We start from the raw sequence: 25422 nt of genomic DNA, 5'->3' as shown, positions 1-25422 counted from the left end.
TCTAGGTTCGGTAAAAATTTAAAAACAATGCAACACAGTTGACTAAATACTGCTCTCGCTCTGCGAGAGTGGTGTCATCCATTTGATTTAACTCCGCTCTTAACCTCGCCTCGCCCATCACCATGCCTAAAAACTGGCTCGCAGCCCAACGTGGCTGAGGGACATTGAGCACGCCTTGCTGATGTTGAAAACTAAAAAATTGGCTCAGTGCGGTGATCACCGTATCTGGCCCTAAACGAAAGAAGATATCGGCCAACTGAGGTAAGTGCTTGGCTTCAAAGGCGCATAGGGTATGGGTGTTGACGGTTTCCACCTCAATAATAAACGCACCAAATTGCTTGGCAAAGGCCACTAAACTTGTCTCGACATCTTGGTCACCTTGTAACAAGGTTTCACTCAACTTTAAGCTGGCGCATTTATATTCAACTGCAGCCCCAAACAAGTCTTCTTTATTACCAAAATGGCTATAAACCGTTTGTTTGGCCACGCCAGCCTGCTCGGCAATCTTGGCCATGGTTACTTGGGTAAAGCCATGCTCCACAAATAAACGCACCGCGGCTTTCAGGATCAAACGCCGCTTGTCTTCACTTTTTGTTCTATTCTTACTCATCATAAGCACACTCTATTGTTGCGTTTTTTATGCGTTGCCAATCAAATTAAAAGCAAATAAATACTAGACTGCTGAGTCTAAACAGCAATAAACTAGACTCTATAGTCCAGAATAATATGGAATGTCACATGGGCAAACTCAATTTCATCAACACCGCATGTTTATTGTGGGCCTTACTCATCAGCACGCCTGCTACCGCTACCAATAACGCGCTCCATCATACCGAAAGTATTATATTAAAACAGCAAACGGGGTTTACCATAGACAGGCAATTTGTCGGTAGCGTGTTTGCAAAACAAAATGCCAACATAGGTTTCGAATTAGCTGGCAAAATCGCGGATTTAGTCGCAAACACAGGTGAGCGAGTCACCAAAGGCAGTGTCTTAGCCAGCCTAGACACGGAATTATTGCAAATTGAACGGGATGAGCTTTACGCCCAGCTTGCCCAAACCGACGCCGATATCGTACTGGTTAAAGCAAACCTTAATCGGCTCAATTCACTGCAAAAAAAGGGCTATACCTCAGACCAAAGCGTGGATGAGCTCAAGGCGAAACAAAAGTCGCTATTTGCCAATAAAGCCCGTATTAATGCCTCCCTTGCCGCGAACCAAACACGTATCGAAAAATCGCAATTAATCGCCCCCTTTGACGCCCAAGTGGGTCAACGCCTCGTATCTCAAGGCCAAGTCGTGAGTGCGGGTAGCCCTGTCTTTGAACTACTGCAGCTATCGGATCAAGAAGTCCGCATTGGTTTGCCTGTGCGCCTAATTGATAAACTTGATCACAGCTTAAACCAACACACCCACGCCACCATCGCAGGGCAAACGGTGCCAGTTAGCTTGATCACCAAAGGCGCGTCGGTCGATCCTGCCACTCGCACCGTGCAATTGAGGTTTGCCATCGATGATAACTTTAGCTTCATACCGGGTCAGTTAGCCTACCTTAATCTGGTAGAACAGCAGCCACAAAGCGGCTTTTGGGTGCCCTTAAGTGCATTAACCGATGGCCTACGTGGTACTTGGAATGTATTTGTATTAGTACAACAAGAGGAGCAAGCATGGCAAATTGAACGCCGCGATGTACGGGTCGCCCATGCCAACCAAGATGCTGCTTTTATTTATGGCGCCATACAAGATCAAGAGCGCATTATTGCAACTGGGTTACATAAGTTTGTGCCGGGCCAACACGTAACTACGCAAACCAGCCAATGGAGCACCAAGCATGATTAAGGTCTTGGTTAACAACACACGGTTACTCGTCTTAGCGCTGGTTGTACTGATTGTATCGGGTCTTGGTGCACTGCATACCTTACCCCGAATGGAAGATCCGCGGATCAACAACCGCTTCGCCACGGTGATCACGCAATATCCTGGCGCATCAGCTGAACGAGTAGAAGCGCTGATCAGTGAAAAAATAGAAAGTAAAATACGTAAACTGCCCGAAATAAAAGTGCTTACCTCAACATCTCGCCCCGGCATTTCGGTGATCCAAGTAGAACTAAAAGACGAGATCACCCAAGGCATTCCGGTGTGGTCAAGAATTCGAGATCTACTAAGTGATATCACCCCTGAATTACCTCAGGGCAGCTTCCCCCCTCATTTAGACGATGACAGAGGCTACGCCTTTACCCGCATTATTGCGCTGACATGGGCAGGTGACACGCCCGCAGATATCGCGATTTTAGGCCGTTACGCCAGTGAATTACAAAATCGCTTGCGCTTGATTGCGGGCACCGACTTTGTTGAGGTGCAAGGGGCGCCCGAAGAAGAAATATTGGTCGAACTAGACGTTGATACCGCGTCAGCACTGAGGCTGACCAGTGCGCATATTGCTCAGTTAATTAATAATGCCGATGCTAAAGTCGCTGCCGGTGAGCTAAGTAACCAAGATAATGTGATGCAGCTAGAACTGCGCGGCGAACTCGACTCCCTTGAGCGTATTCGGCAAATTCCATTGCTCAGTGACAATAAAGGCTTTATTTACCGCCTAGGTGATCTGGCCCAAGTTAAACGCAGCATACGAACGCCAGAGGCCAGTATTGCCATCATTAATGGCCAACAGGGCGTGGTGGTGTCAGCACGTATGTTGCCTGATTTACGCATCGATACTTGGTCAAATGCAGTAGACCAAGCCCTAACCACCTTTAATCAAGATCTCCCCACCAATATCACCAGTGAAGTGATTTTTGATCAAAATGGCTATACCCAAACCCGCTTAATGGAATTAATGGATAACGTATTATTTGGTTTTGCCATTATTACCTTAGTGCTATTGCTTACATTGGGCTGGCGCTCGGCGTTAATGGTGGCTTTATCACTGCCAGTGACGGTGCTGTTTACCTTAAGTTGCATGAAGTATTTTGGCTTACCTATCCATCAAATGTCGGTCACCGGCTTGGTGGTTGCTTTAGGTATTATGGTTGATAACGCCATCGTCATGGTGGACTCTATCGGTCAAAAACGTCATCAAGGCATGTCGCCATTGTATGCGGTGCAGCGCTCCATCCGCCACCTCTGGCTACCTTTGCTGGGCTCTACCTTGACCACCATTTTGGCCTTTATGCCCATTATCTTAATGCCCGGGCCTGCGGGTGAATTTGTTGGCGGTATCGCCCTCAGCGTTATTTTTTCCTTAATTGGCTCATACCTGATTTCGCACACCATTTTAGCCAGTATTGCTGGGCGCTTTATCCGCCAGCGCGAAGCCAATCACCGCTGGTACCAAAACGGCATTCACTTCCCTCGGTTAGCAAGTGCCTTTAAACGTGTTCTTGGCTTGTCCTTAAGTTACCCTAAGCTAAGCATGTTGTTGGTATTTATCGTACCCGCGACCGGTTTTTATGGCGCAGGGCAACTCACCGAACAATTTTTTCCCCCCTCAGATCGTGATATGTTCCACATCGAGCTATTTTTAGCCCCTCAATCGAGTATTGAGCGAACCCGAGCGATCACTCAAAAAATAGACGAAACCATCAAGCAGTATGAAGGTGTAGAAGCCGTGAGCTGGTTTATTGGTAATAACGCGCCAACCTTTTACTACAACCTACTATTACGGCAACAAGGGGCGCAAAACTACGCCCAAGCCATGATAAAAACCGCCCACTTTAGCGTTGCCAACCGGTTAATTAATGAGCTACAAGCCAAGTTAGATCAAGCCATCCCTGAGGCGCAAATTCTCGTTCGTCAACTAGAACAAGGCCCCCCCTTTAACGCCCCGATAGAAGTCAGACTGTATGGCCCTAACTTAGATACTTTAAAGCAACTGGGTGACGACGTTCGCGCGATTCTTTACACTCTACCCGATGTGCTGCACACTCGAGCTACCCTACTAGCAGGCACCCCTAAGGTCTGGCTTAATGTTAATGAAGAAGCAAGCCGAGTGATGGGCCTAGGATTAACCCAAGTGGCTGAACAACTTGAAGGTAATACTCAAGGTATGGTGGGCAGTAAGGTGATTGAATCGACCGAGTCCATTCCGATTCGGATCCAACTGGCAGCAGATAGCCGCAATGAGCTCGCCGACCTCAATGCCATTAATGTGACCTCAGCGCAGCAAGGTATCATCCCGCTATCAGCCTTGGCTGAGCTTGAGCTACAGCCTAGCCGCGGCGCCATCCCTAGGCGCGATGGTCAGCGTGTGAATGTGGTCGAAGCATACTTGACACAAGGCGTATTGCCTGCCACGGTACTGAATCAACTGAAAGAGCGACTTGACGAAAAAAACATATTGCTACCAGCAGGTTATCACTTAGAGTTTGGCGGAGAAGCCGCTAAACGCGATGACGCGGTAGGTAACTTATTGGCCAGTCTTGGCCTTGTTATCACCTTGCTCATTACGGTCATCGTGCTGTCTTTCAACTCGTTTCGTTTGAGTTTGTTGATCATATTGACCGCACTGCAAGCCGCTGGGCTGGGACTATTAAGTGTATACTTAGGCAATTACCCGTTCGGCTTTACCGTGATCATTGGACTACTTGGTTTAATTGGTTTAGCCATCAATGCAGCCATCGTGATCTTAGCCGAGCTCAAATCCAATGCCGACGCGATGCAAGGGGATAAAACCGCTGCACTTAACTGTGTCATGAGTTGTACCCGCCATATCACCTCAACCACGATCACCACCGTGGGCGGATTTTTACCCTTGATCATCGCCGGAGGCGGTTTTTGGCCCCCCTTTGCTATCGCCATCGCCGGCGGTACCGCCCTAACAACGTTGATATCTTTCTTCTTTGTTCCCGCCGGCTTTCTTATTTTTCGGCCAAGGCAGGTACATCGTCAAGCATAAAACCAGGTAAAGCCTTGACGATGCGCCACCTGCGCCTCAGAGCATAAAACTTCACACATAGAGTAAAACTAAAAAAATAAACCTTATTTTATCTAAAATTGCAGCACATACATTTGACAACTTGCTATCGAACTCACACTATTCGGTTTCAATGACTAAACCATAGGGCCTGTTGATCTTTGGAGCTTGTTTTTGCAGCGATTTGTTGGGTATTTATATAAGGCAGCGACTTTGTGGCATAGTCACCTACGCGAAAAGGCGCTAACGCAGTAGAAATGACCAACAAACGCTGTCCTTTGGATTCGGCTAAAAGCGTTTTGCGCGTCGTTGAGCGGTCTTTACTTAGAATGCTAAGCTACACACCGCTCGCCTTGCTCAAAACGCTTTTAGACAGGGTGTCTCCCACTCGAACAAAAATCAACCACGAAAGGTCAACAGGCCCTAACAATAGGCCGAGCCATTTTTGCTCAGCCGCATAAACACAACATACGAGAAGCAAATGGCAAATTCACGAGGACAATTTAGCTCTAGGCTGGGCTTTGTTTTAGCCGCGGCTGGCTGCGCGGTCGGGGTTGGTAATATTTGGGGGTTTCCGACTCAGGCTGCCAGTAATGGTGGCGGCGCTTTCTTACTGGTTTATTTAGCGCTGATCTTTATTCTGGGTTATCCCATGTTGGTGGCCGAACTGCTCATTGGCCGAGCAGGTCAAGCTAACCCGATGAAGTCGATGCAAGGTGTCGCCAACTCGTCATTCACTCACCACCTTGGGGCCATCGCTGGTATCGGCTCTATTTTAGTGGTGACCTTAATTTTTACCTTCTACAGCATTATCTCTGGCTGGTTTATTAGTTTTACCTTAGCCCCCGTGTTCTCTTTAGCCGGTCAAGCTGAACATAGCCAATGGCTGACTGACTTTTCCTTGTCTCGTAATCTGGTCTTTACGCTAGCTTTTGGCCTGCTCACGATTCTGGTGGTAAAAAAAGGCATCAAGGACGGCATTGAAAAATGGGCAACCCGCTTAATGCCGCTGCTGTTTATATTGCTGATTGTGAGTGCCGTTTACATGATGACACAAGCAGGCGCCATGGCCGGCTTAAAAGCCTATTTGATCCCTGACTTTAGCCAGCTCCTCAATCCAGAATTACTGGCCAATGCCTTAGGTCAAACCTTCTTTTCTCTATCACTGGGCTCTGGCGCCATGATGGTGTATGGCTCGTATTTAAACAAGCAAGACAGCGTGCCTAAGCTAGCGGCTCAAGTCACGTTAGTCGACACTGGCGTGGCCTTTTTAGCTGGCTTGTTGATCGTTCCTGCCATGTATGTGGCCATGGCGCAAGGGGTAGAAATATTTAATGCTTCTGGCCAACTTGTGGATGGTGACAATTTAGTATTCACCGTGCTGCCCGCGTTGTTTGAGACCATGGGCTCAGCAAAATACATTGTGAGTTTTGGCTTTTTCTTTTTATTGGTGATTGCGGCGTTAACCTCATCCATTGCCATGTTGGAAACACCGGTTGCGTTTGTCTGTGAGCTCACCCGCTTAGATCGTAACAAGGTGGTGTGGTTAGTCGGTATCACCTGTGTCGCTTTAAGCTGCATCATCGTATTTAATTTTGCCAGCTTGTTTGGCTTGGTCATTACCATTTCGACCCAATACGCTCAGCCATTAATTAGCTTAATGGTGTGTGTTTTTGCTGGCTGGGTTTGGCAGCGGAATAAGGTATTAGCCGAAATAAAACAAGGCGATGAAAACATTGAGCAGAGTATATTTTGGAAAATTTGGCCAGCCTATGTTAAATACGTTTGTCCGCTGCTTGTTGGCTTTTTGGTGTTTCGAGCTTACACCGCCTAGCCACAAGGGAAGCCAAAGCGCATCATGATCACGTAAGGTGAAGCATCTGCTTCACCTTTTCTTTATCTGGCACTTTTATGTCAAATAATGCGAGATATAATGCGAGATATAATGTGAGCTTGAACAGACAGGAGTAGACAATTCATGCAATGTACCAGCTGTGAAACCGGTGAATTACAACAAGGCCATCTCGCGCAATTATTACCGTCTTTAAATTGTGACCATTGTGGTGGTCATTTCTTTTATCTTGCAGATTACCTAAGATGGAAAGAGGTAAACCCTGCCCCATTGCAAGACACCGACATTGAAGATGTTGAACCAAGTGAAACCACGAAAGCGATTATTTGCCCTATCACGGGTCGCTTAATGCGTAAATACCGCATGTCGAGCCAACATCAACATAAAGTTGATTTAAGTGTGGCGGTTAATGGTATTTGGCTAGACAAAGGCGAGTGGGAACTCTTGGTTAAATCCGGTTTAAGCAACCAACTTAATAAGATATTCACCGACCCATGGCAGCGCAACATTCGCTTAGAAAAAACCGCTGACGTACTAAAAGCCCAATACACCAATCGTTTTGGCGAACAAGATTACGAGCAGCTTCAGCAAGTAAAAGCTTGGCTGCAAGGCGCTGAGCACAAAGCCGAAATGCTGGCCTACTTAGTGGCTGAAGACCCTTACAGCGCTTAACTCATCAAGATAAAGCCTTGGCCGTAAGGGCACCTTGGTATCAGATTAAAGAATAATCCGATGCCAAGGTAATTGATTATCTCCCACCACAATAAAGTTGGGGTTTTCTAAGCTTTCGCGCTCGTTGTAACTTAAGGCTTCCAGCTTTAAACTCTGGATCTTGCCGCCGGCTTCCTCCACGATGCACTGAGCCCCCGCCGTATCCCATTCACCGGTTGGCCCCACCCGCACATAGCAATCTGCACTGCCTTCGGCCACTAAACAGCTTTTAAGGGAGCTTGAACCCAGCGGGATCATATTGTAGTTATAATCAGGCGCTAACAAATTGGTGATTTTAGATAAGGATTGTACCTTACTGACAGCCACATTGAGCTGCTTGGTATCGACATCATATTGCATACTGGAAATAGCCACGGGCGTTTTCGCCCCGACTTGCTTAAACGCCCCATGACCAGCAACAGCATAGTAGCAAACGTCGGCAATGGGCGCGTAGATAACCCCCAGCACGGGCTTATGATCATGCACCAGCGCAATAATGGTAGCAAAATCGCCGCTTCGAGAAATAAACTCTTGCGTACCATCAAGGGGATCCACCAGCCAGTAGGTCGACCAATTGGCCCGGCGCGCAAGGGGAATATCAGCCGCCTCTTCTGACAAGACGGGGATCTCGGGCGTTAATTCATGAAATGCCTTAACCAAATACTGATGCGCTGCAATATCAGCGCTAGTCACGGGCGTATCATCGCCTTTGGTTTGTTCAGAATAATCTTTTGAATCATAAATTTGTTTAATTATTGCCCCCGCTTGGCGGGCAAATTCACAAGCAGAAGCCAAATAATCTATGGGTTGCATAATCACTCCTGTGGCGCTGCATTTAGCCATTGCAACGCAAGTAGTAAGGCGCAAACACTGCGCGCTTCATTAAAATCGGGCTCGTTAAGCAATTCCATTGCTCGCGCTAGTGGCCAATGCACCACTTCCATCGGCTCTGGTTCATCACCAGGTAAGGCTTTCGGGTATAAATCTTGCGCCACAAATACCTGCATCGCATTAGCAAAATAGGCGGGGGCAAGTTGCAATGACTTCAATGGACTAAACCGATTGGCACCGAATCCCGCTTCTTCCATTAATTCGCGATTGGCAGCGACTTCAGCCTGCTCACCGGGATCAATCAAGCCTTTTGGAAACCCCAGTTCATAACTGTCGGTGCCCGCGGCATATTCTCTTACCAATATCAACTCACCTTGATGAACCGGCACCACCATCACCGCGCCATTACCGTTACTTTTCATGCGTTCATAACGACGCTGCTGGCCATTACTAAAACAAAGGTCGAGCGCTTCAATTTTAAAAAACCGACTTTGCGCTACTATCTCTGCATTGATAATCTTAGGTTTTTTTATAGATTTAGCCATCTTCTCGCCTGTTACTATCAGAAAAGTTACACTACCCGTGTATATCAGATATTTATAAGGAACACCATGGTCAACTGGCAAGAGATAGACACTGTACTGCTTGATATGGACGGTACTTTGCTCGATTTACATTATGACAACCAATTGTGGAATCATGTGGTTCCGACTGCCTATGCCAATCATTTACAAATCCCCTTTGAGCAGGCACAGCAAATCATGCAGCAGAAGTACCAAGCCGTAGAGGACAGTATGCATTGGTACTGTTACGATTTTTGGACCCAAACCTTAGGCCTCGATATCTACCAGCTGCAGCATCAAGTTGCAGATAAAATCAATTGGCGCCAAGATGCTAAAGCCTTTTTACAACAACTTCGCCATACCAAGAAACAAAGTCACCTTGTCACCAATGCCCATCCCGAAGGCTTACGCTTGAAAAACGAGCACACCGGCTTAATTGAATTCTTCGACAGCTGTATTTCAAGCCATGAGTTCGGTATGCCCAAGGAAGAACAAGGCCTGTGGCATAAAGTGCAAAAAAGGCTGCAATTTGATCCCCAGCGCACCTTGTTTATCGATGACAACGAAACCGTACTCGACGCAGCTAAAACCTTTGGTATCAAGCACCTGATTGCGATTGATTTGCCTGATTCCGGCTTGCCGCAGAAGCACTTTCATCGCCACTGTGCCATCAGTAACTTTAGTGAGATCATGCCTAAATAACCCTTTCACCCGAATAGGGGTGTTGGCAATAACACCGTTTACAGTCAGGGAATACATATGTTGCTAACAGTACAAATATTAACCATTCTAGCCATCCTCTGTTGGCCCATGTTTTGGATATTAAGTGTCATGATGTTTGGTGGCCCTGGCGCCACTAATGATGCACAAAGTGTTTACTCGACAATGGCCATCTTACTGTATCCCAGCGGGATATTTTTAGTTTACGCCTTAGGTAACTGGCCTTTGTTTGTGATTCCAGGTAAATACCTCGCCCTCATCGGGATCCCCCTAAACTTAGCCTTAGTTTATGCCAGTTATGGCTCGTTACTTTCAAATACGTTAAAAGGCATCGCCAATGAAGGCTACAGCGTGGTAGACCAACAAGTCTATTACAACGGTAACCCATTACCCATGGCCAGTGCTGGATCGTTTACTTTACTGGAGCATTCCCCCACTTATCGAGACGCCGTTTACGCCAAAGATGAAAACCAAGTTTATTATCGCGGTGAAGTGATCCTTGGTGCTGACAGTGCAAGCTTTCACCCCTTGTTTGTCGAGCAGGGCTTAGATGAATATTGGGCCGATAACCAGCACGTTTATCGCTATAGTCTGGCGCTAGATCTCAATCCCGAGCAAGTCGCGTTATTTCATGATGACAGTTATGCCGTGTATTTAACCGATGGCAAGCAATTGTTTTGCAATGGTATCAAGGTACCCGATGCGGATTTAGCCAGCTTTAAGGTCATTTTCGGCGCCTTAGCCAAAGATAAACATCATGTCTATTACCAACAGCACATCATCTTGCCTGATGCCGATGTGGAGAGTTTTAACCTATACCCAGACGAGCAATACTATGGCTATGATAAACACCATGTTTATGACGTGATTGCTGAGCGCTCACAGCCCATTGCCGGGGCCGACCCTGCTAGTTTTGAATTACTGGGCCGCGGCTATATGCGTGATCAGCACCGCGTTTATTTTAGCCAGCAATATGAGCCTACTATCGTACTCACTCAGGTTGATCGCGATTCACTGGTGGTCACCGATTATGATGACGCCACCGGATCTGACGCTTATGATAAACATGGCTATATCCTTAACGGTAAGCACTTAGAAAGCGACAAATAATGGAATTTACTTTTCTTGGTACCAGTGCGGGTACGCCGACCAAAACTCGTAATGTCACGGCACTCGCGTTGCGCCTTAAACGCAGTAAGCAATGGTGTTTAATCGATTGTGGTGAAGGCACCCAGCATCAACTATTGCATGCCCCTTACTCTTTGGCCCAATTAGGGGCAGTCTTTATTACCCATGTCCATGGCGATCACTGCTTTGGTCTGGTAGGTTTACTGGCCAGTGCCTCCATGGCGGGGCGCACCGAGCCACTGACTATTTACGGCCCCGCTGAGTTAAGTCAGTTTATCCCATTAACCCTAAAGCTGACCGATACTTGGCTAAGTTATGAAATAACCTTTGTCGACGTAAACCAGCTAACCGAGGCGGTTCAAGTGGCAGGGTTTAAGGTTTATGCTTGGCCATTAAACCACCGCGTTCTTTGCCACGCTTGGCAGTTTGTTGAACACGATATCGCCCATCAATTGGATACCGAAAAACTTGTCCATGAAGGCATCGCTCGTGGGCCAATTTGGGGGCAGATACAACGCGGCGAGCAAGTCACACTAACCGATGGTAGGGTATTAAACGGACGCGATTATTGGCAACTCGCCCAGCAGCCAAGAAGCATCATAGTGGCTGGGGACAATGACTCGCCCGAATGTTTAAGTGAGGCTGCGCAAAGCGCTAATGTATTGATCCACGAAGCCACCTATAGCCAAGCTATTTGCGATAAAATTGGCCCTGCGCCGATGCACTCTAGCGCTGCCAAGTTGGCTAAATTTGCTCAACAAGCCCAACTAGACAACTTAGTGATGACGCACTTTAGTGCTCGATTTGGGGGTAAAGGCGCTGCATCCATTAACGTGTTAGAGCAAGAAGCTAAGCGGTTTTATCATGGCCGATTATGGCTAGCCCAAGACTTAGGCCATTATCAGCTTAATTCGGCAGGGGAAGTGAGTTGTTTAAACCGTTGTTTAAACAAAGGGGGATTTGATGACCTAAACTAAGTCATCAAATACGCCCTCAAATACGCCCTCAAATAGTTTACTGTGGGATATTGGATAAACTAATACGGTAGCCGCCGCTGGCTTGCTTAGGTCCAATCCAATCAAGGGCTTGACTGATGGCGGGAGCGAGTTTCTCGCCACCTTTGATCTCGCCTTCAACACGGTAATGCTTGTCGTTAGGCAGCCAAGTTTTCATGCTAATTTCAAGGTGATCCGACTGCTGATCGATGATCGCCGCTAAACCGCCTTTTTCACATTCTAACTTCACCCTAGGGTCGCCCAAGATCACTTCGCCCATTGGCAACGCGACGCTGGCATCGGTCCAAAATAAGTAGCCATCCAGGTTGTCACAAAATGGCGTCCCTTGGGCCGCTGACTTGATGTTAAGATCCAACATGCCTTGTGCTTCAACAGGCATAGGTAAAGGCAAATATTTCATCACCCGCTGTACTGGAACCGTTAAATTAAAATCATTGGCCTGCGCACCACTTAAGCCATAAGCGATTTCACCTTTACCAGTAATGCCTTTGCCCTGACCAAACTTTAAATCGGCCGCTAAACGTCCACTGAGTAAAGCCAGCGGCTTCACTTGCCACTGCACTTTATCTATTTGCTCGCCACGTAACATCAACTGCTGCGCTTGCCCATGCCAAATGGTGCCCGTCACACCAGAGGGCTCAACCCCTGAGGTTTTAGGCAGAAACTGCACTGCCCATTTTGCTGGCATTAAAATGATTAAAAATACCAAGTAGAGCAATACACATAATATGATAGGTTTGATGGCTAACTTCATCCCGCCGCTCCTAAATGTAAGCGTCTTACTTTTACCGTCCCCGGCGCATCACCTACCGCTAAATCTGTGTTTAACGTGACGACGCCATGACGCTCCTGCAATTGCTTTAACCAAGCAAGCAGCTTATTAAACTCAATATTATCAATCCAAACTTCCAGCTCATTACCCTTAGGTTGGATCCGGCTAATGGTAATACCGCTTTGACGCGCGCTGTTACCGATCAACTGGTTCAGGTTCACATTGCCTGATCCTGATCGTTGTTGAGCTTGGTAGTTAACAATATCTTGGCCCTTAGACTTCATCCAAATTAAGGTTTGTTGATGACTTTTAAGCCTTGTTTGCTCTTGCTCAAGGGCTTGGCTAAGGGGTTGATAGACCCCCCAATATAAGGCCCCTACCACTAACACCACGGCTGATAAAATGGCCAAATTACGCTCTCGGCTAGCAAGTCCTTCCCACCAATCTTTCATCCTTGCCCCCTAATGGTTAGCGTTCCAGTCACCTTATTACCTTGGTTACTCATGGCGCCTTGTTTTACTTCAAGACTCGCGTCTAATAAGCTTTGGAATTTCTCAAAATCAGCGTAAGTATCTGCTTTAATTTGCAATCTGAGCTCCGCGTTCTTTGCTTCATACTTGAGAGAAACAGGCTTAAAAGAAGGGATTTGCTTGAATGCAGGCTGAATTTTCGCAAGCATTCCCAATAAATCAGCACCTTGCGTTTGATTCTCTAATTTTGCCAAATGTCGCTTTAACTGCGCTTTGATACGCGCATCACGGATATTTTGCTCATTAGGAAACAGGCTGACATAGACTTGCTTGATTTGCTGTTTGAGTTGTTCGTTTTCTTGTTTTAACTGTTGTAAAGAAAGCACGGTCGAAAGTACGCCAAGTACCAGACAGGCTGCGGCCGCTATCCCGACTTTTTTCCATAATAACCAGTTCTTAGAGTACTCTTTTTGCGGTTGATACTCTCCCGTCAGCAGGTTTAATGAACTGGTTAACGCACCTTGTGCCATCAGTTGCATTGGCAACTCAGGGGGTTGCAGTTGCCAATCGCCCGGTACGTCTTGGGGTAATGGCGTATAACTGTAAATGACCTGTGGCCCAGCCTCGGTTGCCGTTTCATCACTGGCTTCTTCGCTAGCGCTCGCTTTAGGCTTAGGCTCATCTTCTGAGTCAGTCGCGGTTAGCCATCGCTCTAGCAAGAAAGGTAGCAGGCTTTGATCGCAACTGAAACCGCTGTACTCACCTTGTTTTATCAGCCAATCATCGCCCATTTGCATGGCTGACCAAGCGGCATCATTAGCCGGTAAGGCCAGTACATCAGGCAGCACTTGGCGACATTTTAATTGCGCGGCTTCAAGCCAATCGAGCCAAGTATCCATCTTACTTTTTTCAACCACAGCAAGATGAGCCACCCCTTGGCTACAATTTAAAACACTAAAATGTAAGTTATCGACATCCGTCGCTAACTCTTCTTCGATCATGTAAGGTAAAGCTTGCTGTAATTGCTTTGTCAGCTTACCTGGCACTTCCACCTGAGTCAGTAGCACATCACTGGCGGGTAATAGGGTGATAATGGGCCGTCCACCCGCTTTTTCGTGTAATTGCGACAACTGCTCGGCATGGTTTAATTGGCCCGAAGCGATGATCTCTTGTTCACTGCTGGACCAAACCAGCCAGTCGATGACATGGTTGGCTTCACTGCCTAATCGAACTACTAATCGTTCACTCACTGAACGCCTCCATATTGACGTCTTAGCGTCTTCACTTCTTTCTTACTGGCTTGAAACAAAGCATTCAGGGCAACCTGGGTTTCATCAAACTCGGCAACACCCACAAGTTCAAAAAACTGACTGCTAACATCTACTTGCGCTTTAATCTCATCACTAATTTGCAGCCCACTCAGGGCCGATGCGGCGAAAAAGTCGTCCTTACTTGACCAGCCATTTTGGGGCCTTTCATCAAGTAAGCTTTGCGCACCATCTTGACTTAACAAAGGCGTAAACAAAGCTTGAAAGACCTGTGGCTGGTCTGCAGCGACCGTATTGACATTTAACAGCCATTCACGCTGCGGAATAGCACATAAATAGGGGGCCAATTTTTTGTATACCCCTTGGCTGACGCCTTGAATGGCACGAAATTCAGATACGTCCACCATGGGGCCATTCGCCGTTAAGTGAGGCACTCCGCGCCCCTCATAAAAACTGTCTTCGGCTCCTTGACTACTCACGGACACACTATCCGCATCAAGCCAATCACGCATTGAGTCGGTAATTTGCTCCGCATAATAGCCTTCTACTTCTAAGCTCTCGAGCAAAGCTTGAAACTGAGTGGCAATGCGCGGCCTTGCGCCATCGGGTTTATTGGCCTCGTCTAACGCATTAAGATTAAAGCAACCTTGGCGATCTTTTATTTCCCCAGAGATGGTACCGCCATCAAGGGGGAAGCTCATGCCTGAGGTTGCCCAAGCCTGACTTAAGCTCACCACATCGTCATCATTTAATGTATTTTTTAACGTCATTTTGACAAAGGCTTCGGCCGCATGGCCATACCAGTATGCACGCTGACTCATCACTTGCCCTTGGGTGCGCATCAACTCCATTTGCAATCGTGAGGTCATGTTAGTGGCCACCACCACCATCACCGACAAAATCAACAACACGGTAATTAACGCAACGCCCCGTTGCGCAAATGACGGGCCCCTTGTTTGCATTAGCGACGCCCTCCATTTACCGGACCGCCGTTAGGGCCATTGTTGTCGTTCTCCTCTCCTTCTTCACCGCCTTCGCCATCTTCATTACCTTCACCATTATTAGGTGGCGATGTCTCATCCGGCTTACAAGAAGGATCTTCTGGAACCACAGGTTTACGCGCTTTCACCGCCTCTCCTTGAGGGGTTAAAAATAGCCGAGTCACTACCCCATAGGCTTCAAAATCAAACTCCATGGCGATACCCGCAGGCAATTTATCTTTCTGGCTCCAACTGGTTTGCCAACTTTTATCCCAATAACGTAAGGTTAAACTGTTAACATCATGAATCAAAACCTGTACTTCAGGCTCTTGGCCTGACACAATATCTGGGTATAAAAAGTACAAACGCTCTAGGTTGTTTTCCTTGACCCGATAGGCCACTCTGACCAAATTAGATCGAGGAAACTGACCTTGAGGGTTAGACCAGCCTAAGCGCACAAACTCAATGCCATCGCTTTCCGACTCAGCCACAAACTTACCCGCGCGCAATAGATCCTTACTCGGCTCTGCACCTGTGCGTGTGGTTCGCGCCACCATTTGCGTCATATCTCGTTCAATGATGAGCATGGCCCGCTGTAACTGCTTTAATCTTTGGGTATGTTCAGAGGAGATTTGATCGCTGCTGATCACACCTTGTAATACCTGATAAGCCGCTAAACTCAACACCGAGAATACGGCAATCGCAATCAAGATTTCCAGCAAGGTAAACCCTTGCTGCTTGGCTTGGTTAACGCCCAACATAGGTTCGCGCCGTGGCCAAAGCCACTTCCCCTTTCTCATCCAATGAGACTTCTATATCCAAGGCTTTAAAGTTAGGATCAAGTGTTTCCACACCGCGCCATTGCCAATACCAAGTTTGCCCCGCCATTTCTTCTGAGCCTTTGACCCAAGAGGGCCCAGGCCAACGTTTTTCTAATGTCGCTTGAGTGAGTTGATTACTGGCTACCCAAGTGGCAAAGGTTTTTTCTTGTAGATAACTCAAGCTGCGTACGTGCTCACTGGCGGTATTCATTACAGCCAACCCCGCGGCAGCAAAGACGCCCAAGGCCACCATGACCTCAAGTAAGGTCATCCCCCCTTGCTTGCGCTGACAGACGTGTGCGATACCCTTATTCATTCTTCGGGAGCCTCATTCACGAATATCTCCCCCGTCATTTTCACTTCAAGCTCCACCCAGATCTCTTGTGACTTATCCGTAGGCCTAAACCGCATGACAAAGGGGGTAATTTCACCGCTAGACATAATATGAATTTGCGGGATCAATTGTTCTTCTGGCTCATCAAACACGCTTTCATCTTCGAAAAGCTCTTCTTGCTCATCGCGGTCATCCCAAACAAACCCTGACAGGGTTAACGCCAATTCCATGTCTTCTGGCAGCGTTACTTGAGTTTTGATCTTGTCTTCTGGTAAGGCATACCAGCGTTTTTTTTCTACATCGTAAAATACAAACTGATAACTTTGCTCTTCTACGACAATGCCAAGCTCTCTTGAGGTCATCAGCGCTTGATCACTTAACACCTCAACAAAGCTCGCCAGACGCTGTGTTTCCAACTTCAATGCCTTGTAACCAGAGTTACTCGGCATGGTCATGACCACAGCGCTAGAAACTAAGCCCATCAACATGATCACCAGCATAATCTCAAGCAAGGTAAAACCGGCCATGGCTGGCTTTACCTTGGTCAATACTGGCTGTTGACGAGCGCGATTCATTTACTGAAACTCATCCATATTCCAGTTGCCGATATCGTCATCGGTGCCTTCTTCGCCATCTGGACCGGTCGAAAAGATATCTATGTTACCTTTCTCACCTGGGCTGGTCAGCAGATATGGATTGCCCCAAGGATCATTTGGTAGACGTTTCAGGTAACCACCTTCACGGTAGTTACGAGGCTCAGGTGAACCCGCTGGTTTGCTCACTAAGGCTTCAAGGCCTTGGTCTGTGGTTGGGTAACGGCTGTTATCCAATTTATACATATCGAGTGAATTTTCTAATGCGATGATGTCAGAAACCACTTTTTGTTGGTCTGCTTTTTCTTTGTTGCCAAGCAGGTTTGGAACAATCATGGCAGATAACACACCTAAAATAACAATAACAACCATGACTTCTAGCAAGGTAAAACCTTGTTGTTGTTGTTTGCTTTTTACTCTCATGACGACACTCTCTATAAAAATGGGCATTGCTGCCACTTAGGTTAAAACACAAATAATATCGAATTCACACTCAACCTTGCCCTGTGCGGTTAACACTTGAGCAATCACTTAATGGAGGCTATCCGCCCACCATATTATTGAGCGCGAGCATTGGCTGCAAGATAGCCGCCACAATAAACAACACCACGCCAGCCATGGTCACGACCAGCGCAGGTTCAAATACACCAAGGGCCATGTTTACCTGGGCCGCAAACTGTTTGTCTTGGTTTTCGGCCGAGCGCTCAAGCATCTGGTCAAGTTCACCACTTCGCTCACCACTGGCCACCATGTGTAGCATCATAGGTGGAAACAATTTGGTATTTTCCAAGGCGGCGCCCAAGCTGGTACCTTCACGTACGAAATCCGTCGCTTCGGAGACTTTTTCTCTTGCGTATAAGTTACTTAACACTTCACCCGCTATTTTCATACCTTCTAATAACGGGACGGCGCTCGCATTCAAAATACTTAAGGTTCGGGCAAATCTGGCGGTATTGAGATCTCGACTCACTTTTCCGACCACAGGTACGCTCAGTAAAAAACGGTCAAAGCGCAATTGATTACGCGGTTTTTTAAGAAATTGTTTTAAACCCAGTAATCCGCCCACAATGCCAATCACAATAAACAGGCCGTAATCACGCAAAAAATCACTGCTAGCAATCAAAAATAATGTGGAAGCCGGTAAGTCTTGTCCCATGTGTTCAAACTGACTAACCACCTGAGGCACTACCGAGGTTAACAAGATAGAGACAACACCCACAGCAACGAGCGTAAGCATTAAGGGGTAAATCATGGCTTGCATCAGTTTGCTGCGCATTTGCTGACGTTGCTCGGTATAGTCAGCCAAACGGTCCAATACTAACTCTAAATGTCCCGCTTTTTCACCCGCCGCGACCATGGCACAAAACAAGTCGTCAAAAATATGAGGGAATTCAGCCATACTGGCCGCTAAGGTATAACCTTCTAACACTCGGCTGCGCACAGCCGACAGCATCGATTTGACTTTCGGTTTGTCGGTTTGCTCAACCACGGCCTTTAAACATTCCTCTATTGGCATAGAGGCCGCCACCAGCGTTGACAGCTGACGGGTGAGCAAAGCCAACTCAGGGGTAGAAATTTTGCGCTTAAAAGAAAAGCCGCCTTTACTGGCTTTTTTATCTTGCTCTGCAGCTGGTTTCACTTCAACAGGCGTTAACCCCCGATCACGCAAAATCTGTCTGACTTGACGTGCGGTATCTGCTTCTTGCAAACCTTTTTTCTGCTTACCCTTTTTATCGAGGGCTTTATATTCAAACGCTGCCATGGTTATCCCTCTCTGGTCACCCGCAAGACTTCTTCTATGGTGGTGATGCCCTCACGTACCTTAGATAAACCATCAGAGCGAATGCTAGGCGTTTGCTGACGCACGATCTTTTCTATTTGCTGTTCACTGGCTCCCTCATGGATAGCGTTACGGACATCGTCATCCATCACTAATAGCTCGTAAATACCGGTACGGCCTTTGTACCCTGAGAAGTTACAGCTCTCACAACCATTGGCACGAAACACCTGAATATCTTCGTCTGCTGGCATGTTTAACATGGATTTTTCTTTCGCTGTCATGGCATGAGGCTCACGACAATCGGGGCACAAGGTTCGCACTAAACGCTGCGCCAGTACACCCAAGAGAGAAGAAGATAATAAGAAAGGCTCAACTCCCATGTCTTGCATCCGTGTCAGCGCACCAATGGCGGTGTTGGTATGCAAGGTCGACAATACTAAGTGACCCGTTAAACTCGCCTGCACCGCAATTTGCGCCGTCTCTAAGTCGCGGATCTCACCTATCATGACCACATCAGGGTCTTGACGTAAGATGGCCCGAAGGCCACGGGCAAAGGTCATGTCTACTTTGGTATTAACCTGAGTTTGACCTATGCCTTCTAACAAATATTCAATCGGATCCTCAACCGTTAAGATGTTGCGGTCTTTGGAGTTAATGTCCGACAGGCCAGCATACAAGGTGGTACTTTTACCCGAGCCTGTAGGCCCCGTTACCAAAATAATGCCGTGGGGTTTACGCAGTAAGTCCTTCAATATTTCAAGGTTATGCGGCGTCATGTTTAGCTCAGACATTTGCTTAACGGCGTTTTTATCTAATAAACGCAGCACCACTCGCTCACCGTGACTGGATGGCATGGTTGAAACCCGCACGTCAACGGCACGACCACCGATTCTTAATGCAATACGGCCATCTTGCGGAATTCGTTTTTCCGCGATATCTAGCTTAGCCATGACCTTGATCCGAGAAACCAGCAAAGAGGCTAGTTTACGTTGAGGCTTTAAGATCTCGCGTAACACGCCATCTATACGAAAACGAATTATCAAGGTCTTTTCAAACGTCTCAATATGAATATCAGACGCCCCTTCCTTAATCGCCTCGCTCAGCATGGCGTTGATTAACTTAATAATCGGCGCATCATCATCGGCCTCTAATAAGTCCTCATTGTCCGGCAGCTCTTCCGCTAATGCAAAGAAGTCCTCGTTACCTATGTCTTCCATTAACTGGCGCGCTTGCGACGAGTCGCGCTGATAGGTTTGCGTCAAGGTTTGCTCGAAAACTTCATCAACCAATACCACAACGCTAAAGCGCGAGCCCATTTGGCGACGAATTTCCAAGAAAATTTCTGGCTTAACATCAGCCTTGCAATATACCTTGGCTTGGCCATTCTCTGAGCTGAAAATTACACCATGATTTTTGGCAAATGAGAAAGGCAGCAGCTTTGCCGAGCTCGTTTGCTCTTCAAAGTGCGGCACTTCATCCGCAATGGCTTTTTCATCTATCAGCGGCGTTTCCATTGGGTACTTCCTTAGTTACTGCTTTGGTTAGTACTGGCTTCTGGCGAGCGACGCTTTTTCTTGGTGAAATCAAAGACCTCAGGGTTAATTTCTGGGCTTTGTCCCCACTCAGGTAGCACTGGTACATTGGTGTTTGGCATTAAGTTCACGCCCGTTTCTTGCTGCTGTAGCTGCACCGCACGCATTAAGCTGTATTTTCTTGAGCTTAAACTCGCCATGGTATTACTATCACGAATGATGGTTGGGCGGATAAAGATCATCAAGTTACGCTTGGCCGTGCTACTGGTGGTTGATTTAAAGAGGTTTCCTAAGTAAGGGATATCCCCCAGTAGCGGCACCTTATCCACTGATTCATCCACTTTTTCATCAATTAAGCCACCGATAACAATCGTATCTCCACTGTCAGCTAACACGGTGGTTTTAACCGCGCGCGTAGCAAAGGTGATGTCAACGCCGGTATTACCGTTCACATTGGACACTTCTTGTTCAATGATCAACTGCACCGCGTCACCTTCGTTAATCTGCGGCGTTACCTTCAGCTGAATACCCACTTTTTTACGTTCAATGGTAGTGAACGGATTATCGTTGTTACTGCTTGCCGCCGAGCCCGTTTTCACGGGCACTTCATCACCCACGATAAAACTGGCTTCTTGGTTATCAAGAGTGGTAATACTTGGCGTAGCCAAAATATTAGAGCCTTTGGAAGAGGCGATGGCTTGTAACACCACGCCCCAATCATCCGACGCGTAACCCACTGCCATACCACTGACCTTACTTAGCACATTCGCCAATGCCGTGACATCGCCTTTCGTGTCTGGGTTTTTAGTTGTAGTCCCATCTGAGTTGATAATGGTGGAGCCTTCTTCAGGTCTAGCTTGGTAAATCCCTGCCCCTATTTCGCCTAATGACGCACCATTAGAATGGAACTGAGTACCGCCACCTGCAAGGGTGGCCCATTGCACGCTTAACCCGATGCCATCACCTTCAGCCACTTCGACAATAATGGCCTCAACCAAAACTTGAGCACGACGAATATCTAATTGGCGAATAACCGCCTCAAGTGAGCCCATCACATCAGGTTGTGCGGTAATCACGATGGCATTAGTACCTTCATGAGCTTCGATACTTAGGTTAGATTGTTTACTTGCTGCACCACCGGCTGCGGCTGCGCCATTAGCACCTTTTAATTCACCTTCAATAGATTTACTGACCCCTTGTAATACCTCCACCATCTCTTTGGCTTTAGCATATTTAAGGTAAAACACCCGGGTATTACCGCTGGTTTCAAGCTCACTATCGAGCTGACGAACGAGTTGTACGGCCCGTTTACGCGCTTGTGGTTCACCACTGATGATCACCGAGTTGGTGCGCTCATCGGCCACCATACGCGGCTTGAGCATATTAGGGGTATTTGACTTGCCATCACCGGGTTTTTGAATCGACTCTAATATTCTGACCATTTCAGATGCACTGGCAAAGTTTAGACGAACGATATCCACTTCTTCGTCACCGGCTTTATCGACCCGGCGCACGATTTCAACTAAGCGATTAACCACCGCGGCTCGACCAGTGATCATGATGACGTTAGAGGGATCATAATGAACAACGTTACCACCGCCTGCATTGTCATTTAACTGGCGTAGCAGCGGCGCTAGCTCACGCACCGACACATTGCGCACAGGCACAACGCGAGTCACCATCTCATCGCCCTTGCCAGGGTTTTTGCCGTCAACCACAGGAATGGCCGATACTTTGGCATCTTTTGCTTTGATGACTTTCATCACGCCATTGTCCATTTCGACCACAGCAAAGCCATAAACGTCTAATACATTTAAGAAAAATTGATAGTACTGCTCATCGTTGAGCAAATCGTAACTACGAACATTAATTTTTCCACGAACAGACGGTTCGATGATAATGGTTTTATTAAGGTTCTTACCGACGATATTAATAAATTCATTGATGTCCGTGCCTTTAAAGCTAGCTGAATACTCAGCGGCAGAAACGTTGGCACTGAAAGCGAGCAGCAATCCTGCACAAAGGGCGCTAAATTTACGCCGTGTCCCTAAAATTCTCATAAATATTCTGTGCTCCAACTTTCTTATTTATTCGGGCAGACTAAAAAACAAATCGTATATTTGGCCATCACGCTCTACCGACAAGGTCATTTCACGCATGGTCGGAAATTCTTGCATGAGGCTCATTGATTGCTGCATATCGGTTAAATCAATGCCATTAAGGCTGACCGCAAGGTCATTTGGTTGTAAACCAGCGGCTTCAAATAGGCTGCGATCTTTACCTGGATTAATACGGTACCCCACCAACGTGCCTTGATTCCTCACAGGCGAGATCGAGAGAAAATCAGTGATTTTATTCGGGTTGGCTAATAGCTCCGCGCGGTTAAGCTCAAGCTCTACTGGCTCTGGGTCGGCTGGTTTGGCTGGTTTGACAGGCGCGCTACGAGAGGCCCTTGGCTCAGGTTTGGACGCCACATAATCCTCACCATCTAACATTAAGGTTTGTAGATCACCTCGATACTCTAAGATCACTCGGTCGGGTTGCACTTCTTTTAACACCGCGCCCGTGTTGCCTATGGTATTGCCGATAAAGTAAGTATCCTGCCTCCCTCTATCTTCAATGATCGCCATGGCATTTTTGGGGATGGTTGACGCCAATACACCCGTCAGCTTCACATTAAGCTTGGTTTTTGGTGCTTCTTTGGGCTTTTGCACAACCGGTTTTGGTTTAGCCACCACCTTATTAAATTCACCAAATAAGTGCAGCGCAGTCAATGCAGTGAGGTTTAACCCGGGTTGATTTTGCCCCTGCTCAGTCGCAGGTGCAGGCCGCCATGTCGGGGCTTGATTTGATTTTGTGGGCATAGCCAACCACGTTAAGTTGGCCAATTGATAGCACAGCAGCACCAGCAAAGAATAAAAAGCAATAGAAGAAAGCTTTTGCTGGGGCAGGCTGCTCAGGCGCGACAAGGCACCAGAGAACTTATCCATTACAACATTCCTAATTATTTACAACACAGCATCCTGCCGATAAGGGCAATACTAGCTTGGCTCAAGTGTCCCACTCAAGCACAAAAGCTAGGTTATGAGAGATCGGCGATATTCTTACTCATTCAATACTGATGCGCTAGGGTTTCAGTTCATTTGCGAATAGCTTATTAAGCGATTCCTAATCGTCCGAGAGTTTAACACGAGCGTAAAACCAAACAACAGCCATCGTTTGCGAGTTTCTCATCTATTCGTGATGTATACCCAATCAACTTGAAAAACTTAGTTCAGGGAGTGTGTTGCCAATAGCCTAAAGCAGTCAGAGCGGAGCTGACTTGAAGCCAAGGCAGATGACTTCAAAAGCCATCAACAAAGCGGCGCAGCCAAACAACTCACGCTTTAAGTGGCGCTCGTTATCTTTGTGGTCGGGTTACCTATCATCTTTACATCATCTGTCTGGTTCAAGCTTGAAAACTCAGTCAATCCCCCCCATGTAGAGTTGAACAACATGCGAAAAATGGAACCCCCATGTCCGATCCGAACACGAACTCAATTCGCCTTGATAAATGGCTTTGGGCTGCTCGCTTTTATAAAACGCGCGCCCTTGCAAGAGACATGATCCAGGGAGGCAAAGTGCAGTATAATGGTCAGCGAACAAAACCGAGTAAAATAGTTGAATTAGGTGCAACCATTAGCGTACGCCAAGGTCATGATAATAAAGAAGTAACAGTGCTAAAACTTGAAGGGCAACGAAAAGCTGCCCCTCAAGCACAACTGTTATACCAAGAGACATCGGCCAGTGTTGCCCTTCGTGAGCAACATGCTGAATTAAGAAAACTCAGTGCGCTGCACGCACCTCACCCAGACCGGCGTCCAGATAAAAAGCAACGTCGAGAACTATTAAAAGTTAAATCACAACGCAGTGATGGCTAATTTGGAGAGCATGATGAGCCAAACCACAACCCAACCTTTGTACGATAACTTATTTCGTTTCCTTTTTGAGGACTACGATGTGCGCGGTGAATTTGTACAACTGAGTCACAGTTATCAGGATGTCCTTCGTAACCACCAATATCCACCCGCCATTGAGCGCTTAGTCGGTGAGTTATTTGTGGCCACCAGCTTACTCACCGCCACCTTGAAATTTGAAGGGCACATTAATGTACAACTACAAGGCAATGGCCCGGTTTATTTAGCCGCCATCAATGGCGACAACGATCAAACCCTACGTGGCGTAGCTCGTTACAATTCAGCACCCGCTGACAACGCGACACTCACAGAGATGGTAGGCAAAGGATTTCTACTTATTACCATTACCCCCGACCAAGGTGAGCGCTATCAAGGGGTCGTGGAACTGGTTGGCGATTCGCTAGCAGAAAGTCTAGAAAACTACTTCGCTCAGTCTGAACAATTAACCACTAAACTCATACTAAAAACAGGGTTTTATAACAACCAAAAAGTTGCATCTGGTCTATTATTACAAAAGATGCCTTCAGCCAAAGAGCAGCATGACGAAGAGTTTAATCATGTCGCGACTTTAGCTGATACGCTCAAAGATGAAGAGCTGTTTGGACTGGATGCACAAACCTTATTGTACCGTTTGTATCATCAAGAAACCGTTCGTATTTTTGAGCCACAACCTGTTGTATTTGAATGTGGTTGTTCAAGAGAAAAATGTGAAGGAGCTTTGTTATCGGTCGAGAAAAGTGAATTGCTGGATATTCTGAAAGAGAAAGGTCAAATCGATATGGACTGCGAGTATTGCCGTACTAGCTACCATTTTGACGCCGTTGACGTGGAAGCATTATTCACCACAAAAAAACCGTCTAACCAGAACAACGAAACGCAACACTAAAAAAGATCAGTCACAAATAGCAAGTAGTAGTTTCTTTATCATATTTTACTCTTAAGTTTGAAGCGTATCCCATTATTCTAAATCGAAAGTAATAGAATAATTGTATACCCAAGATACCTGAAGATGCGGGATTCAGAGCCGCTCATTATGTTCAATTTGAGGCAAAAAGACGAAGGAATGGTCAACCCTTTCAAGGCTTTTTAACTAAAAAGTGGACGTAATGAGCGGCTCCCTAAGGGCGAGTTTTGTAGGCTTATATGCTTTGTTGCTGATTTTCAACGTAGAATAACTATGTCT

Annotated in this window: 24 protein-coding genes; 9 read left to right on the top strand and 15 right to left on the bottom strand. The window is 46.9% G+C overall.

Annotation, left to right across the window (positions count from 1 at the left end; genetic code table 11):
* Position 1 precedes the first annotated feature (1 nt).
* On the bottom strand, positions 2–613 hold the full coding sequence (locus K6Y21_RS19160; RefSeq protein ID WP_233073507.1) for a TetR/AcrR family transcriptional regulator: 612 nt from the start codon (positions 611–613) through the stop codon (positions 2–4).
* Between the two features lie 125 nt (positions 614–738).
* On the opposite strand from K6Y21_RS19160, the gene K6Y21_RS19155 reads away from it, so the two are divergent.
* From K6Y21_RS19155 to K6Y21_RS19135, 4 genes are all read left to right on the top strand, one after another.
* Positions 739–1839, top strand: coding sequence for an efflux RND transporter periplasmic adaptor subunit (locus tag K6Y21_RS19155; protein ID WP_233073506.1), 1101 nt, complete (start codon positions 739–741; stop codon positions 1837–1839).
* A complete protein-coding gene (locus K6Y21_RS19150) occupies positions 1832–4894 on the top strand; it encodes an efflux RND transporter permease subunit (RefSeq protein WP_233073505.1) in 3063 nt (1020 codons plus the stop codon). Before K6Y21_RS19155 ends, K6Y21_RS19150 begins: the two co-directional genes overlap by 8 nt.
* Positions 4895–5393: 499 nt before the next feature.
* Positions 5394–6746: a sodium-dependent transporter gene (locus K6Y21_RS19140; RefSeq protein WP_233073504.1), complete on the top strand. Its 1353-nt coding sequence runs from the start codon at positions 5394–5396 to the stop codon at positions 6744–6746.
* Between the two features lie 144 nt (positions 6747–6890).
* A complete protein-coding gene (locus K6Y21_RS19135; RefSeq protein WP_233073502.1) occupies positions 6891–7436 on the top strand; it encodes a TFIIB-type zinc ribbon-containing protein in 546 nt (181 codons plus the stop codon).
* 45 nt (positions 7437–7481) lie between these two features.
* Here K6Y21_RS19135 and cysQ read toward each other — a convergent pair whose 3' ends face one another.
* Positions 7482–8288, bottom strand: coding sequence for a 3'(2'),5'-bisphosphate nucleotidase CysQ (gene cysQ / locus K6Y21_RS19130; RefSeq protein WP_233073501.1), 807 nt, complete (start codon positions 8286–8288; stop codon positions 7482–7484).
* A 2-nt stretch (positions 8289–8290) separates the two neighbouring features.
* Positions 8291–8851, bottom strand: coding sequence for an ADP compounds hydrolase NudE (nudE, locus tag K6Y21_RS19125; RefSeq protein WP_233073499.1), 561 nt, complete (start codon positions 8849–8851; stop codon positions 8291–8293).
* A gap of 66 nt (positions 8852–8917) precedes the next feature.
* On the opposite strand from nudE, the gene yrfG reads away from it, so the two are divergent.
* From yrfG to K6Y21_RS19110, 3 genes are read left to right on the top strand one after another with little or no spacing between them, the layout of a single operon-like run.
* A complete protein-coding gene (yrfG, locus tag K6Y21_RS19120; RefSeq protein ID WP_233073497.1) occupies positions 8918–9571 on the top strand; it encodes a GMP/IMP nucleotidase in 654 nt (217 codons plus the stop codon).
* Positions 9572–9628: 57 nt separating this feature from the next.
* Complete coding sequence (locus tag K6Y21_RS19115; protein WP_233073496.1) at positions 9629–10699, top strand: DKNYY domain-containing protein; 1071 nt, start codon at positions 9629–9631, stop codon at positions 10697–10699.
* Positions 10699–11694: a ribonuclease Z gene (locus K6Y21_RS19110; RefSeq protein WP_233073495.1), complete on the top strand. Its 996-nt coding sequence runs from the start codon at positions 10699–10701 to the stop codon at positions 11692–11694. The genes K6Y21_RS19115 and K6Y21_RS19110 overlap by 1 nt, the downstream gene beginning before the upstream one ends.
* 37 nt (positions 11695–11731) lie before the next feature.
* Here K6Y21_RS19110 and K6Y21_RS19105 read toward each other — a convergent pair whose 3' ends face one another.
* The 12 genes from K6Y21_RS19105 to gspC form a co-directional block, all read right to left on the bottom strand.
* A complete protein-coding gene (locus K6Y21_RS19105) occupies positions 11732–12487 on the bottom strand; it encodes a type II secretion system protein N (protein WP_233073494.1) in 756 nt (251 codons plus the stop codon).
* Complete coding sequence (locus tag K6Y21_RS19100; protein WP_233073493.1) at positions 12484–12957, bottom strand: type II secretion system protein M; 474 nt, start codon at positions 12955–12957, stop codon at positions 12484–12486. The genes K6Y21_RS19105 and K6Y21_RS19100 overlap by 4 nt, the downstream gene beginning before the upstream one ends.
* The gene (gene gspL / locus K6Y21_RS19095) at positions 12954–14225 is read right to left on the bottom strand and encodes a type II secretion system protein GspL (RefSeq protein WP_233073492.1); all 1272 of its coding nucleotides are present in this window, start codon (positions 14223–14225) and stop codon (positions 12954–12956) included. Before gspL ends, K6Y21_RS19100 begins: the two co-directional genes overlap by 4 nt.
* Complete coding sequence (gene gspK, locus K6Y21_RS19090) at positions 14222–15205, bottom strand: type II secretion system minor pseudopilin GspK (protein WP_233073491.1); 984 nt, start codon at positions 15203–15205, stop codon at positions 14222–14224. The genes gspL and gspK overlap by 4 nt, the downstream gene beginning before the upstream one ends.
* The gene (gene gspJ / locus K6Y21_RS19085) at positions 15205–15984 is read right to left on the bottom strand and encodes a type II secretion system minor pseudopilin GspJ (protein WP_233073490.1); all 780 of its coding nucleotides are present in this window, start codon (positions 15982–15984) and stop codon (positions 15205–15207) included. Before gspJ ends, gspK begins: the two co-directional genes overlap by 1 nt.
* Complete coding sequence (gene gspI / locus K6Y21_RS19080) at positions 15971–16360, bottom strand: type II secretion system minor pseudopilin GspI (protein ID WP_233073489.1); 390 nt, start codon at positions 16358–16360, stop codon at positions 15971–15973. The genes gspJ and gspI overlap by 14 nt, the downstream gene beginning before the upstream one ends.
* Entirely contained in the window at positions 16357–16953 is a 597-nt protein-coding gene (gene gspH / locus K6Y21_RS19075; RefSeq protein ID WP_233073488.1) for a type II secretion system minor pseudopilin GspH, read from the bottom strand. Before gspH ends, gspI begins: the two co-directional genes overlap by 4 nt.
* A complete protein-coding gene (gspG, locus tag K6Y21_RS19070; protein WP_233073487.1) occupies positions 16954–17394 on the bottom strand; it encodes a type II secretion system major pseudopilin GspG in 441 nt (146 codons plus the stop codon).
* Between the two features lie 118 nt (positions 17395–17512).
* The gene (gene gspF / locus K6Y21_RS19065; RefSeq protein ID WP_233073486.1) at positions 17513–18733 is read right to left on the bottom strand and encodes a type II secretion system inner membrane protein GspF; all 1221 of its coding nucleotides are present in this window, start codon (positions 18731–18733) and stop codon (positions 17513–17515) included.
* A gap of 2 nt (positions 18734–18735) precedes the next feature.
* Positions 18736–20265 (bottom strand): type II secretion system ATPase GspE, encoded by a 1530-nt coding sequence (gene gspE / locus K6Y21_RS19060; RefSeq protein ID WP_233073485.1) that lies wholly within the window; start codon positions 20263–20265, stop codon positions 18736–18738.
* A gap of 11 nt (positions 20266–20276) precedes the next feature.
* The gene (gene gspD / locus K6Y21_RS19055; RefSeq protein ID WP_233073484.1) at positions 20277–22343 is read right to left on the bottom strand and encodes a type II secretion system secretin GspD; all 2067 of its coding nucleotides are present in this window, start codon (positions 22341–22343) and stop codon (positions 20277–20279) included.
* Between the two features lie 27 nt (positions 22344–22370).
* Positions 22371–23273: a type II secretion system protein GspC gene (gene gspC / locus K6Y21_RS19050; RefSeq protein ID WP_233073483.1), complete on the bottom strand. Its 903-nt coding sequence runs from the start codon at positions 23271–23273 to the stop codon at positions 22371–22373.
* A gap of 525 nt (positions 23274–23798) precedes the next feature.
* Here gspC and hslR point away from each other — a divergent pair.
* Entirely contained in the window at positions 23799–24203 is a 405-nt protein-coding gene (gene hslR, locus K6Y21_RS19045) for a ribosome-associated heat shock protein Hsp15 (protein ID WP_233073482.1), read from the top strand.
* Between the two features lie 13 nt (positions 24204–24216).
* A complete protein-coding gene (hslO, locus tag K6Y21_RS19040; protein ID WP_233073480.1) occupies positions 24217–25125 on the top strand; it encodes an Hsp33 family molecular chaperone HslO in 909 nt (302 codons plus the stop codon).
* Positions 25126–25422 lie beyond the last annotated feature (297 nt).

It is taken from the genome of Motilimonas eburnea, from assembly GCF_021295345.1.
Taxonomy (GTDB): Bacteria; Pseudomonadota; Gammaproteobacteria; order Enterobacterales; family CBDFNC01; genus Motilimonas; species Motilimonas eburnea.
This window is presented reverse-complemented; position numbering and strand designations above follow the sequence as displayed.

Excerpts from the sequence above, each read along its gene's own strand:
- K6Y21_RS19160 (WP_233073507.1), bottom strand. The coding sequence starts at position 613 with ATGATGAGTAAGAATAGAACAAAAAGTGAAGACAAGCGGCGTTTGATC.
- K6Y21_RS19155 (WP_233073506.1), top strand. The coding sequence starts at position 739 with ATGGGCAAACTCAATTTCATCAACACCGCATGTTTATTGTGGGCCTTA.
- K6Y21_RS19150 (WP_233073505.1), top strand. The coding sequence starts at position 1,832 with ATGATTAAGGTCTTGGTTAACAACACACGGTTACTCGTCTTAGCGCTG.
- K6Y21_RS19140 (WP_233073504.1), top strand. The coding sequence starts at position 5,394 with ATGGCAAATTCACGAGGACAATTTAGCTCTAGGCTGGGCTTTGTTTTA.
- K6Y21_RS19135 (WP_233073502.1), top strand. The coding sequence starts at position 6,891 with ATGCAATGTACCAGCTGTGAAACCGGTGAATTACAACAAGGCCATCTC.
- cysQ (WP_233073501.1), bottom strand. The coding sequence starts at position 8,288 with ATGCAACCCATAGATTATTTGGCTTCTGCTTGTGAATTTGCCCGCCAA.
- nudE (WP_233073499.1), bottom strand. The coding sequence starts at position 8,851 with ATGGCTAAATCTATAAAAAAACCTAAGATTATCAATGCAGAGATAGTA.
- yrfG (WP_233073497.1), top strand. The coding sequence starts at position 8,918 with ATGGTCAACTGGCAAGAGATAGACACTGTACTGCTTGATATGGACGGT.
- K6Y21_RS19115 (WP_233073496.1), top strand. The coding sequence starts at position 9,629 with ATGTTGCTAACAGTACAAATATTAACCATTCTAGCCATCCTCTGTTGG.
- K6Y21_RS19110 (WP_233073495.1), top strand. The coding sequence starts at position 10,699 with ATGGAATTTACTTTTCTTGGTACCAGTGCGGGTACGCCGACCAAAACT.
- K6Y21_RS19105 (WP_233073494.1), bottom strand. The coding sequence starts at position 12,487 with ATGAAGTTAGCCATCAAACCTATCATATTATGTGTATTGCTCTACTTG.
- K6Y21_RS19100 (WP_233073493.1), bottom strand. The coding sequence starts at position 12,957 with ATGAAAGATTGGTGGGAAGGACTTGCTAGCCGAGAGCGTAATTTGGCC.
- gspK (WP_233073491.1), bottom strand. The coding sequence starts at position 15,205 with ATGCAAACAAGGGGCCCGTCATTTGCGCAACGGGGCGTTGCGTTAATT.
- gspJ (WP_233073490.1), bottom strand. The coding sequence starts at position 15,984 with ATGTTGGGCGTTAACCAAGCCAAGCAGCAAGGGTTTACCTTGCTGGAA.
- gspI (WP_233073489.1), bottom strand. The coding sequence starts at position 16,360 with ATGAATAAGGGTATCGCACACGTCTGTCAGCGCAAGCAAGGGGGGATG.
- gspH (WP_233073488.1), bottom strand. The coding sequence starts at position 16,953 with ATGAATCGCGCTCGTCAACAGCCAGTATTGACCAAGGTAAAGCCAGCC.
- gspG (WP_233073487.1), bottom strand. The coding sequence starts at position 17,394 with ATGAGAGTAAAAAGCAAACAACAACAACAAGGTTTTACCTTGCTAGAA.
- gspF (WP_233073486.1), bottom strand. The coding sequence starts at position 18,733 with ATGGCAGCGTTTGAATATAAAGCCCTCGATAAAAAGGGTAAGCAGAAA.
- gspE (WP_233073485.1), bottom strand. The coding sequence starts at position 20,265 with ATGGAAACGCCGCTGATAGATGAAAAAGCCATTGCGGATGAAGTGCCG.
- gspD (WP_233073484.1), bottom strand. The coding sequence starts at position 22,343 with ATGAGAATTTTAGGGACACGGCGTAAATTTAGCGCCCTTTGTGCAGGA.
- gspC (WP_233073483.1), bottom strand. The coding sequence starts at position 23,273 with ATGGATAAGTTCTCTGGTGCCTTGTCGCGCCTGAGCAGCCTGCCCCAG.
- hslR (WP_233073482.1), top strand. The coding sequence starts at position 23,799 with ATGTCCGATCCGAACACGAACTCAATTCGCCTTGATAAATGGCTTTGG.
- hslO (WP_233073480.1), top strand. The coding sequence starts at position 24,217 with ATGAGCCAAACCACAACCCAACCTTTGTACGATAACTTATTTCGTTTC.